A 12296-nucleotide genomic window follows, 5' to 3' on the forward strand; every position below is an offset into this window, starting at 1 on the left:
TTATGATTAATCGAATACTATCAGGGGTGGTGGGCGCATTTCTGTTAATGCTGTCACCATTAACGCATGCACAGGCCAATTTCCCAGAGCCCAAAGAAGGCGACTGGATTGCGCCGGAATTTACCTTCAACAGTGGCGAAAAATTAAAAGATCTGCGTATTCACTATTACACGATCGGTGATAAAACCAAGCCCGCAGTCTTATTGCTACATGGAACGAACCAACCGATTAAAGCGCTGCTCGCCAATGGCTTTGGCGGAGAGCTGTTCGGGCCGGGTCAGGCGCTGGATAGCAGCAAATATTTTATTATCATGCCGGAGAGCATTGGTTCTGGAAAGTCGTCCAAACCGTCAGACGGTCTGCGGATGAAATTCCCGCAGTACGACTATAACGACATGGTGCAGGCACAGTATCGCTTGGTCAAAGAAGGCTTAGGTATTAACCACCTACGGCTGGTGATGGGATATTCCATGGGGGGCATGCAAACCTGGCTCTGGGGTGAAAAATACCCGGACATGATGGATGCGCTGGTGCCAATGGCGTCGCTGCCAAATGAACTGTCTGGTCGTAACTGGATGATGCGTCGTATTCTGATTGAATCCATCAAGAACGATCCGGCCTGGAATAATGGTGATTACACACAACAGCCGCCAACGCTGAAAACGGCCAGCATTATGTTTAGTATCGCCACCACCGGCGGCACGCTGGCATATCAGAGCAAGGCACCAACGCGTGCACAGGCGGATAAACTGGTTGAAGATCGCCTTGCTGCCCCTTCGAATAGCGATGCGAATGACTTTATTTATATCTGGGGTTCGTCTGCAAATTATAATGCGGCACCGGAACTAAATAAAATTAAGGCGCCTGTTTTGGTGATTAACTCTGCGGATGACGAGCGTAATCCTGTTGAAACAGGCATCCTGGAGAATGAGCTGAAGAAAATTAAGCAGGCGACATTGTTCCTTATTCCCGCCAGTAAAGATACCAGTGGGCATGGCACAATGATGTCAGCGAAGTTTTATAAAGATGAATTGCAACGTTTCTTAGAAAAGAATCCGTCTCAAAAAAATAATAAAAAATAAATCTTAATGACCGACAGAAAATTGACTTCTGTCGGTCATCGTCTTCTTTATACGTTTCTTTATTACGGTTTTATAACGTATTTATTTCAGCTCGTGGATTTAACACGTCTGGAAATATAACGACCATTACGTAAATAACTGAACGGCTCCGCTGTAGAGCTGGCGCTCACCCTCTCTTATTTCAGACCACAGGGACAATTTATGTTTCGTAAGATAAAGATCCGTACTGCACTCAGCATGATGGTGTTTTCGTTAGCGGCGTTACTGCTTTTTGTCGGCGTTCTGGGGCTGGTTGCCGTTCAGTCAGGAAACAAATCATTTGCTCGTGTCGATATGGAAGTGCTACCAGGGCTGGTCGCGCTGAATGACAGCTCTGAACTGCTGTTGCGTGGCCGATTGGATTTACGTCTGTACGAATCATTAATGGGGAAAGGGGATGTTGAGGCGGCTAAAGTAGCGCTGGGACGTGCCAGAACCAAAGTCGATGGCGCTAGCGAAAAATGGCAGGAATACCTGAAATATCCGCAGTCCGAAGAAGAGAAAGTGATTTCTGCGGATATGGCTGAGAAACGCAATACGCTGATGCAGGACTTTATCGATCCGGCATTTGCGGCGCTTAACGCGGGAAATCTGGATGAATATCGCCAGCGTGCCGGGAAATCAACGGTGCTGTATGCCGCGTTTGATAAATCTTCTAAAGCGCTGGTGGCCTTTAAGCTAAAGAGTATTGATGAAGCCTATGCGGATTCAAATGGGCGTGTGAATCTGATGGAAGGCATCCTGTATGCGGCGATCGCGTGTGCATTGCTGCTGGCGGTACTGGCCTGGTCTGTCATGACCAATATGATCGTGAAACCGCTGAATCAGGCTATTTCCGTCTTTGATCGCATTGCTGAAGGCGACCTGCGTGCGGAGATTGATAGCAGCGGAAAAAATGAGATCGCACATCTGTTTGCCGCGGTGCAACGTATGCGTGATGGGCTGGAAAACATGGTACGTGTGGTGCGTAACGGTACCGATGCGATCAGTGTCGGGGTTGAGGAAATCGCCTCCGGCAACATCGATCTCTCCAGCCGTACCGAGCAACAGGCGGCCTCACTGGATGAAACGGCTTCAAGTATGGAGCAGATCATGTCAACGGTGAAAAACAATGAAGACAACACGCGTAAAGCCAACGATCTGGCGCTGAAAGCCTCTAATTCTGCGTCTCGCGGCGGGAATGTCGTCTCTGAAGTGGTGGATACCATGCGTTCCATCAAGCAGAGCTCTGCCAAGATCTCCGATATTGTTGGCGTGATTGATGGTATCGCCTTCCAGACTAACCTGCTGGCGCTGAATGCCGCGGTGGAATCGGCGCGTGCGGGTCAATACGGTAAAGGCTTTGCGGTGGTAGCGTCTGAAGTACGGATGCTGGCGGCACGCAGCGCGACGGCAGCGAAAGAGATCGGCACCATGATTGATGATTCTCTCAGCCGTATTGAAAAGGGGGCGGGTCTGGTTGAAGTGGCCGGCAACACCATGGACGAAGTGCTGATGGATGTGAAAAAAGTGGTCGATATTATGGATGAGATCACGTTGGCCTCCAGCGAGCAGAGCCGCGGCATTTCGCAGATCAATATCGCCATCAATCAGATGGATGGGGTGACGCAGCAGAACGCATCATTGGTATCAGAAGTGGCAACCTCGGCGAATGCGCTTCAGGAGCAAGTGGTTAATCTGCAACAGTCCGTTTCCCGTTTCCAGATCGCAAGAGAAAACATGGAGATGGATAATGTGTTGCCGTGTCTGCGTCATAACATTGCACTGGCCGATGCCCGCTAATCGCTAACTGATATAAGAGTCTGTTTTCACTACCCTATTTCGGGAGTGAAAACAGACGGTAAATCCATAAAAACCGCACACCAACACGATTTACAGCCTGCTGCTGAAGCTCATTCGCACGCTTCACTCATCCGTTAATTTTCATGCTTCTCTGCGAATTTGCGCTAAGGTCGAATAAGACTGTTCCCATTCCTAATCTTTTTATCTGATATGAAAATGTAACTAATTATTTGCATATTCAGGTTTGTCCATCATGACAAGGAATGTTTGTTCTGTTTTTTTATCATTTAAAATCAATGAAATAAAAAAACACTCATTAAAAGATACGGCATTATTTCGTGCTCTACTCTTCACGTTGCCTTTACCTTTCTTTGCAGTCATGGCGAATGCCGCGACGCCAGCCGAGCTTCAACAACTGGAACAGCGGCAAATCAATCAGCAACAAATTAACCAGCAGGAACGGCAGCGGGCGCAAGAACGACAGTTAGCGCCTCAGGTGCCAGATGTGCGTCTGCAAGAACCTGGCGCGTTCCTGACAAAGTTACATTTTCCCGTGGAAATGACGCCCTGTTTCCCTATTAAAAAGGTTGAGTTACAGGGGACAGAAGATTTCCCCAGTTGGCTACCGTTGCAGCGTCTGGCCGATCAGGCGGTAAACCAGTGTGTGGGTGGGAAAGGCATTAATCTGTTGATGAGTGCGTTGCAAAATCGTCTGGTTAACCACGGTTATGTGACTGCCCGTGTATTAGCACCCTCACAAGATCTGAAAAGCGGTACGTTGAAGCTGGTGGTGATGGCGGGCAAAGTCGGCAACATTACGCTGTCGCCAGACAGCGATCGCTATATTCAACTTTATAGCGCATTACCTGTACGTGAGGGCAAACTGCTCGATTTACGTGATATTGAGCAGGGGCTGGAGAATTTGCAGCGCGTGCCGACAGCACAGGCTGATATGCAACTGGTACCGGGAGAGAAGCCAGGAGAAAGCGACATCGTCGTGAGTTATAAACAAGCGAAGCACTGGCGTCTCGGAGCATCAGTGGATGATTCCGGCACCAAAAGCACAGGGCGCTATCAAGGGGGCCTGACGCTTTTCCTCGATAACCCATTCTCACTGAGTGACACATTTTATCTCTACGGCGGACACGATCTACAAGGGCGTGGTAGCAAAGGCAGCAAGAGCTACGTCGCACATTATTCGGTGCCATTTGGTTACTGGCAGGCTGGCATGACCGCCAGCGGTTACGACTATCACCAGACGATCGCGGGATTAAACGAAAACTATACCTACAGTGGTGAAAGCGAGAGCCTCAACTTTCAGCTTAGCCGGGTATTGCACCGCAGCGGCAGTCAGAAAACGTCGGTCAGCTATGAAGTCATGACGCGCGAATCACGTAACTTCATTAATGATACTGAAATTGAGGTGCAACGTCGGAAAACGGCGGGATGGCGTCTGGGCTTACAGCACCGTCACTATATTTCTCAGGCCACGTTGGATGCCGCCGTCAGCTATCAGCGTGGCACCCGCTGGTTCGGTGCGCAGCCCATTCCTGAAGAAGCTAATGATGAAGGAACCGGGCTGTCAAAAATCATGCAGTTTTCCTCCGAGCTGGATGTGCCATTTGCGGTGTTTGATGAAGCGTTCCGCTACAACGTGCAATACCGCCGCCAGCTCGCTAACACTCGTCTGACAGCACAGGATCAGTTCTCCATCGGTAACCGCTGGACGGTACGCGGCTTTGACGGTGAGCTCACGCTCAGCGCCGATGATGGCTGGCTGGTGCGCAATGAGCTGGCCTGGCGCACGCCGCTCCAGAATCAGGAACTGTATCTGGGCGTAGATTACGGTGAGATCAGTAACAACAGTAAAGACACGCTAATTGGTAACCATCTGGCAGGTGGCGTAATTGGAGTACGTGGCAACGTACTGAATACGGGCTATGACTTGTTTGCTGGCATTCCGCTTTCCAAGCCTGATGGCTTTGAAACCAGCCCGGCAGTATTCGGCTTTAGCCTGAATTGGCAGTACTGACGCGTCCGTTGGATGCCCTGATCGTCACCCCTGTTTGTTGAAAAACTTCTTTCTTTGAATGGATAACGAGAATGAATAAGCACCTGTATCGCATCGTTTTTAACCGCGCTCGCGGCGTTTTGATGGTGGTTTCTGAATTGTGCCGCGGCTGCGTCAAAGATTCCGCCTCGTCTGGCCTTGGGCCAACGTTGAGCCAGATAACAGGGCGACTTTCCCCACTGACATTCCTATTGCTGGGTGTGATGGGGTTTGTCACGCTTGTGCCTGCGGTACAGGCGAACATTGTGGCGGATGGCAACGCACCTGGTAACCAGAAGCCCACGATATTACAAACGGCAAACGGGACACCGCAGGTTAATATTCAAACGCCAAGTGCAGGTGGTGTATCCCGTAATGTTTACAGCCAATTCGATGTGAATCAGAAGGGGGCCATTCTCAATAATTCGCGTAATCAGGTGCAGACACAGCAAGGAGGCTGGGTGGCTGGCAACCCGTGGCTGGCTAAAGGTGAAGCGAAGGTCATTCTGAACGAAGTTAATTCGCGCGATCCCAGTAAATTGAACGGTTATATAGAAGTTGCCGGGAAGAAAGCACAGGTGGTGATTGCGAACCCGTCGGGCATCACTTGTGATGGCTGTGGCTTTATCAATGCTAATCGCGCGACGCTGACGACCGGTCAGGCGATGATGGAAAATGGCCAACTGAAAGGCTATCAGGTTGAAAAAGGCCACATTCGTGTACAAGGCTCGGGGATGGATTCAAGCCGTCAGGACTACACCGACCTGATCGCGCAGAGTGTGGAAATCAACGCCGGACTATGGGCGAACGATTTGAAAGTGACGGCAGGACGAAACACGGTCGACGCTGAACAGCAGAAAATCGAAAAAGCATCGACGAGCTCCGGGTCAACGGAACGAACCCAGCCGACGCTGGCGGTCGATGTGGCACAGCTTGGCGGCATGTACGCGGGCAAAATTCAGCTTATTGGTACCGAGCAGGGCGTTGGGGTGCGCAACGCCGGTACGATTGGCGCACAGGCGGGCAGTGTGACGCTCTCTGCTGACGGCCGTATTGAGAACAGCGGTAGCATTAATGCCACACAGGATGTACGACTGGCGGGACGCGAACTGGAGAATAGCGGCAAAGTTTATGCACAGCGGGATGTGGCGGTCAGCACACAACAGCAAACGGCTAACCGTGGCGTGCTGGCTGCGCAACGCAATGCGACCGTGCAAGCGGCAAACATTAGCAACCAGAAAGGCGCAGTGCTAGGGGCGGGAATCAACAGCGATGGCTCGGTGGCACAAAACGGCAATCTGTCGTTAAACGCGAGCCAGCGGACGGATGCCAATGGTCAGCAACTGGCAGGCGGCTCATTGACGATTGCAGCAACCGAGGTGAACACAGACGGCAGCCAGACGCAGGCAACTGATGTTACGCTCAGCGCCACCAACGGTTCGGTTTCCAGCCGTAAGGCGAAAATCAGTGCGGATAACACTCTCAAGGTGACGGCGACGAAAGCCGTCAACAATACCGACGGCACGCTGATTGCAGGGAAAAAGCTGGATGTGCAGGCTGAGAGCCTGAGCGGTGATGGACAATTGTTGTCGCTGGGCGATATGTCATTGACTGCCACGCAGCCATTCGACAACCAGAGTGATGTGATCGCGAACGGCAAACTCGACCTTACGGTCGTGGGCGACGTTATCAATCGCCAAAAAATCCAATCTGGCAGCGAGCTGACGCTGACGGCGGCGCGCCTCGATAATCAGGCCAGCGGTGAAATTAGCAGTCAGAAGACCCTGTTGGCGCTCTCGGATTCAGTGACCAACCGTGGCCTGATCGATGCGAGTCGAACCCGTATTGATGCGGGCACGTTGAACAATATTGGCAGTGGTCGCGTCTATGGCGACTGGATTAGCCTGCAAGCACAGACGCTGAATAACCTCAATGAAGCGGGCTCTGGGGCAACGATCGCCGCCCGCCAACGTTTGGATCTGGGTGTCGGTACGCTCAATAATCGCCAGCACGGCCTGATTTACAGTGACGGTGTTATGGCATTGGGGCGTAATCTTGATGCAGAAGGCATGGCAATAGGTCAGGCTGAGGCGATCAATAACCACAGCGCTACCATTGAGTCCATCGGTGATATGGCATTATCCGCCAGCCAGATTAATAACATTAACGATAATCTGGTGACGGAAATCGTTACCAGCGCGACCCAAATCGATGAAGCCGTGCTGCGTGGACATACCACGCGCTACAACTGGAATGACATCCGTCGGACACGTAATAAGTACGGCGTGAACACCGCGCATATGCCGGATGGATACGCTGACGATAATTTCTATCGCTACACCTACACCCGTACTGTCAATGAAACGCGAGTGAAAGAGAGCGATCCGGGGCAGATTCTATCCGGTAGCAATTTGTATATTACTGCGGCGCGGATGACCAACAGCGATAGCCGGGTGATTGCGGCAGGCCTGTTGATTGACGGTGTGAAAGAACTGAGCAATCTGGCGACACCGGGCGAACGCACGACAACTGACCGTGGGCGTCAGGAGCGTTGGTATGCCAAGAAGAAAAAGAACTGGCGCGGCGTTACGCGAACGTCTCAGGGCATTGACGGTAATAGCTATGCACCCGCTGCTAACGTCGAAAAAATCGACTTGAACGTGCATGCCTGGCGTGAGCAGGCTTCGTTCAACGGGTCGGGCTATGCGGTGACGGCGCTGCGTGCAGGTGACGTCGGTCAGCATGTCGGTACGCCGACGGCAACGCTTCCGTCCAGTAGCTTGTTTACCCTACAACCTGCCGCAGAGAGCCGTTATCTGGTGGAAACGGATGCGCGTTTTACTAATCAGAAACAGTGGCTTAGCTCTGATTATATGCTGCAAGCCTTCAGTGCCGAAAGCCAGAATAAACGGCTGGGCGATGGCTTTTATGAACAGCGAGAAGTCAGTGAACAAATTGCGCAATTAACCGGACAACGCTATCTGGCGGGTTATAACAGTGATGAGGTGCAGTACAAGGCCTTGATGGATGCAGGTATCGCATTCGGACAGCAATTCTCACTGACGCCAGGTATCGCTCTGACGCAGGAACAGATGGCGCTACTCACCACCGACATGGTCTGGATGGTGAACAAATCGGTGACCCTACCAGACGGCTCTTCACAAACAGTGTTCGTCCCACAGGTTTACACCAAAGTTCGTTCAAACGAGCAAATCGGCGCGGGTAGCCTTCTGGCGGGGAATACGATCTCTGTTGGGTTGGCGGGTGGCATGCTGAACAGCGGGAGGATTGCCGCGCGGGATACCCTGTTTATCTCGTCGGATGCGTTGGACAATCAGGGTGGTTCGCTACTGGGTAAACAGGTACAGCTACAGGTTCGCAACGATCTGAATAACGTCGGTGGTGTCATTCAGGCCGAAGACAAACTGACCGCACTGGCGGGCGGTAATATCAACAGCACCAGCACGTTGAGCGGCGGGGAAGATAACCGCATTCTGGATCGCGTCGCGGGCATGTACGTCCAGAATGATAAGGGCAAACTGACGCTGGCGGCGGGTAAAGACATCAACCTGACCGGCAGTCAGGTGATTAACTCGGGAGCGGACAGCGCCACGCTGATCAGCGCGGGTAACAATCTGAATCTGGCGACGCTGACGACCACAGAAACGTTGAACAGCGACTGGGATAGCAATAATTATCGCCATTATCAGGCGCGTGAAGACATCGGTAGCGAGATTGCCGCCAATGGCCAAATAGCATTACGTGCGGGGCAAAACCTGAATGCGACGGCGGCATCCGTCACCGCGCAACAGGGGCTACAGGTTCAGGCGGGGAACGACATTAACCTGACCAGTGGCGAGTCATCTTATACGTTGACGGAGCACAGTAAGCAAAGCAACCGTGGATTGCTCTCCGCCCAGTCCAGCGAGCGTCATGACAGCATTCAGCATCAATCGGCGGTAGGGAGTTCGTTCAGCGGCGAGACGGTGGCGATCGCAGCAGGTCACAACGTGCAGATCGCAGGCAGCTCAGTGGCGGGGACGCAGGATGTCAGTATTACCGCCGGACGTGATATTACCGTGACCACGGCGCAAGAGAATCATCAGGAAACGCATCTAAAGGAAGAGAAGAAATCCGGTCTGATGGGCAGCGGTGGCATTGGATTTACCATTGGTCAGGCTAGTCAGAAAAGCACGACTGACACCGATGGTATGAGTGAAAAATCCAGCATTATTGGCAGTGAAAAGGGCAACACGACGCTACTGGCAGGTAATGGGCTGACCGTGAAAGGTAGTGACGTTGTCGCCGGACAGGATTTAACGCTGCAAGGTAAAACGGTAGACGTGCTGGCGGCGGAGAACAGCCAGACTCAGCGCCAGACCTATGAGCAGAAACAGAGTGGGCTGACGCTGGCGCTCAGCGGCACGGTAGGCGGTATGGTGAATTCGGCCGTACAAACGGCGCAGACGGCCAAAGCGACGGAAGACGAGCGTCTTCAGGCTTTACAGGGTGTGAAAGCGACGCTGAGCGGTGTACAGGCAGGGCAGGCAGCCTATCTGGCGGCGTTGCAGGGTAAAGACGACCCCAATAATAATAATGTGGTGGGCGTCAGTGTCTCGCTGGGAAGCCAGTCCTCGAAATCTGAACAGACGGTCGAACAACGTACCGCACAAGGTAGCAGCCTGAATGCCGGAAGGAATTTGTCTTTGAGAGCAACCGGTGACGATATTCGGGTTCAGGGAGGTGAGTTGCGCGCGGGCCAAGACGTGACGCTGGATGCCGCACGCGATATTCACCTGCTGTCCGCCCAGAACAGCCAGCACACGGAAGGGAGCAACAAGAGCAAAGGGGGCAGCATTGGCCTGAGTCTTGGCGCGGGCAGCGGCGGTTTTAGCCTGAGCGTGAATGCCAGTATGAATAAAGCGAAAGGGAGTGAGCTGGGCGAAGGACTGAGCCACACTGAAACACTGCTGGATGCCGGGCGTCAGGTACGTATAAACAGCGGCCGGGATACCACGTTGCAGGGTGCACAGGTCAGCGGGCAGCAGATTACGGCACGAGTGGGACGCGACTTGCTGTTACGCAGCGAGCAGGACAGCGATGTTTACGACAGCAAACAGCAGAGCATGAGTGCGGGCGTCAGCATCCCGATTTATGGGGCGGGAACCGCTTCAGCCAGCTTCAGTATGAGCAAGGACAAAATGCACAGCGACTACCGCAGTGTGCAGGAGCAGACGGGACTGTTTGCCGGACAGGGGGGCTACGATGTGCAGGTGGGCAACCATACACAGCTTGACGGCGCAGTGATAGGTTCTACGGCAGAGGCAGCGAAAAACCGACTGGAAACCGGGACGCTGGGCTTTAGCGATATTGAGAATAAAGCCGAATTTGATGTCTCGCACAGCGGCGTCGGTATCAGTACTGGCGGGCCGGTGGGTATGCAGATGCTCAGCAATCTGGCATCCAACTCCCTGATCAGCGGCAATAATGATGGCAATGCCGCGAGCACAACGCGCGCGGCGATCAGCGAGGGGCAGTTGGTCATCCGCGATGAGGCCAACCAGCGTCAGGATGTCGCACAGTTGAGCCGTGATGTTGAACACGCGAACCAGACGCTGAGTCCGATCTTTGACAAAGAGAAAGAACAGAAGCGTTTGCAACAGATGCAGGTGGTTGCAGAAATCAGCAATCAGGTCATCGATATTGCCGGTATGCACGGGGCAATTATTGCCACGAAAGCGGCGAAGGCAGAAGCGGAAGCGAAGGTGGCAGGTCTTTCTGCTGCTGATAGGCTGGCGGCTAGAGACGCCCTTGCGACAGGCGACAACTCGAATCGGACGCCGACAGAGGCAGATATTCAGAAATATGTTTATCAGACGTCGTATGACAACGCCTATACTCAGGCGTTGAACAGTTCCGGATTTGGCACCGGTGGCGCGATTCGTCAGGGCATCATGGCGGTCTCGGCGGCAGTACAGGGGCTGGCCGGTGGTAACGTTGCGCAGGCGATAGCGGGAGCGGCGGCACCGTACCTGGCGACAGAAATCAAGAAAGCCACGACGGACGCAAAAGGTAACGTAAATATCGCTGCCAATGCGGTAGCGCACGCGGTGCTGGGTGGTATTGTGGCAGAAGCCAGCGGCAACAGTGTGCTAGCAGGTGCGGCAGGTGCCGCGACAGGTGAGTTGGCGGCGCGCGTGATTGCTGACAGGCTGTATCCGGGTAAAGCCATCTCGGAAATGACGGAAAGTGAAAAGCAGACGGTCACCACGCTCTCGCTTCTGGCGGGCGGTCTGGCAGCGGGCACGGCAGGCGACTCGACGAGCAACGCGGTAGCGGGTGCGCAGGCAGGCCGAAATGCGGTGGAGAATAATCTTTTTGGTTTTGACTCAAAGAGTACGCCACAAGGGCTAAGAGATTTTGGGCAGTCGGCAACGTCGTTGTACACCAATACCAACCTGACGGATGAAAACGGTAATGTTCTTAATCCGATAACAGAAGAAGAACGGCAGTATGCGATGCACAGGTTAGTGACGGGTGTCATGCCGGAAGGGCAGGATATCTCGAAAGCCATCGTGAATGGATATACGAATGGTGTGTTGATTGCAGGTGCGTGGTATCTGGGGCCAGCGGCTGCGTTAGGAAAAGTGGTGGTCGGTTCTGCTCTGAGCGGCGGTGCGAATGCTGCCTATCAATGGTATGACCTGAGCCAGCCGAAAAATATAAATAAGACTTATGATTATTGGAGTACCACTGCTGCGTTAGTTACTGGTGGACTGGCTCCGGGGCGTGATATTTTACCGAACGTCGGTATAGCAATGGGAAGCGCGGTATTTACGGATGGACCGGATAAAGGTGCAGTTATTGGCGCAGGCGTAGGAGCATGGGGTTGGGGGGGCTTAGTGGGTAAATATGCGCCTGGTTTACTTAGACCTGTCCTTGGTCCTTCTGCGGGTTTCATTGGGGATACTACTGGTTCAGTTAGTGGAGAAATTATCGGTAACAAACTCAAAGATAAAGTGAATGAAAGGAAATAAAATAATGGCGAAAATTGAAAAACAGCCAAAAATAACCTTAGCTAAATTATTTCTAGGAGTTATTTATTTAACAGTCTGTACTTTCGTTTTTTTGTTAGCTGTTGGTGCTTTTATTGACATTATTTTTGATGGGAGCTTTAGTTTTACTTCTAAATGGATAATTGATGTTGGTGTAGGAAGCATTATCGCTGGTGTGGCATCGGGGCTGGGTTCATGGATCTTTGCAAAAATAGATGAACATAAAGTTCGTAAATCAAAGCATTTTGAACCATAAGCTCAAATTAATAAAACAAAAATCCCGGCTCC

Annotated in this window: 5 protein-coding genes; all 5 read left to right on the top strand. The window is 52.4% G+C overall.

Translation table 11 applies throughout. The features are described from left to right. Positions 1-2: 2 nt before the first annotated feature. The 5 genes from NAL19_RS01945 (at position 3) to NAL19_RS01965 (ending at position 12264) form a co-directional block, all read left to right on the top strand. The gene (locus NAL19_RS01945; protein ID WP_263058605.1) at positions 3-1082 is read left to right on the top strand and encodes an alpha/beta fold hydrolase; all 1080 of its coding nucleotides are present in this window, start codon (positions 3-5) and stop codon (positions 1080-1082) included. Positions 1083-1283: 201 nt separating this feature from the next. Beyond that, entirely contained in the window at positions 1284-2903 is a 1620-nt protein-coding gene (locus NAL19_RS01950; RefSeq protein WP_263058606.1) for a methyl-accepting chemotaxis protein, read from the top strand. A 379-nt stretch (positions 2904-3282) separates the two neighbouring features. Next, positions 3283-4935 carry a ShlB/FhaC/HecB family hemolysin secretion/activation protein gene (locus NAL19_RS01955; RefSeq protein ID WP_263058607.1) on the top strand — a complete coding sequence of 551 codons (1653 nt, stop codon included), beginning with the start codon at positions 3283-3285 and terminating at the stop codon, positions 4933-4935. 71 nt (positions 4936-5006) lie between these two features. Then, positions 5007-11990 carry a hemagglutinin repeat-containing protein gene (locus tag NAL19_RS01960; protein WP_263058608.1) on the top strand — a complete coding sequence of 2328 codons (6984 nt, stop codon included), beginning with the start codon at positions 5007-5009 and terminating at the stop codon, positions 11988-11990. A 4-nt stretch (positions 11991-11994) separates the two neighbouring features. Further along, a complete protein-coding gene (locus tag NAL19_RS01965) occupies positions 11995-12264 on the top strand; it encodes a hypothetical protein (protein WP_225086662.1) in 270 nt (89 codons plus the stop codon). Positions 12265-12296: the final 32 nt, after the last annotated feature.

The organism is Pectobacterium sp. F1-1 (assembly GCF_025643735.1).
Classification (GTDB): domain Bacteria; phylum Pseudomonadota; class Gammaproteobacteria; order Enterobacterales; family Enterobacteriaceae; genus Pectobacterium; species Pectobacterium colocasium.

Coding starts and splice junctions, on each gene's coding strand:
- NAL19_RS01945 (WP_263058605.1), top strand. CDS start 3: ATGATTAATCGAATACTATCAGGGGTGGTGGGCGCATTTCTGTTAATG.
- NAL19_RS01950 (WP_263058606.1), top strand. CDS start 1,284: ATGTTTCGTAAGATAAAGATCCGTACTGCACTCAGCATGATGGTGTTT.
- NAL19_RS01955 (WP_263058607.1), top strand. CDS start 3,283: ATGGCGAATGCCGCGACGCCAGCCGAGCTTCAACAACTGGAACAGCGG.
- NAL19_RS01960 (WP_263058608.1), top strand. CDS start 5,007: ATGAATAAGCACCTGTATCGCATCGTTTTTAACCGCGCTCGCGGCGTT.
- NAL19_RS01965 (WP_225086662.1), top strand. CDS start 11,995: ATGGCGAAAATTGAAAAACAGCCAAAAATAACCTTAGCTAAATTATTT.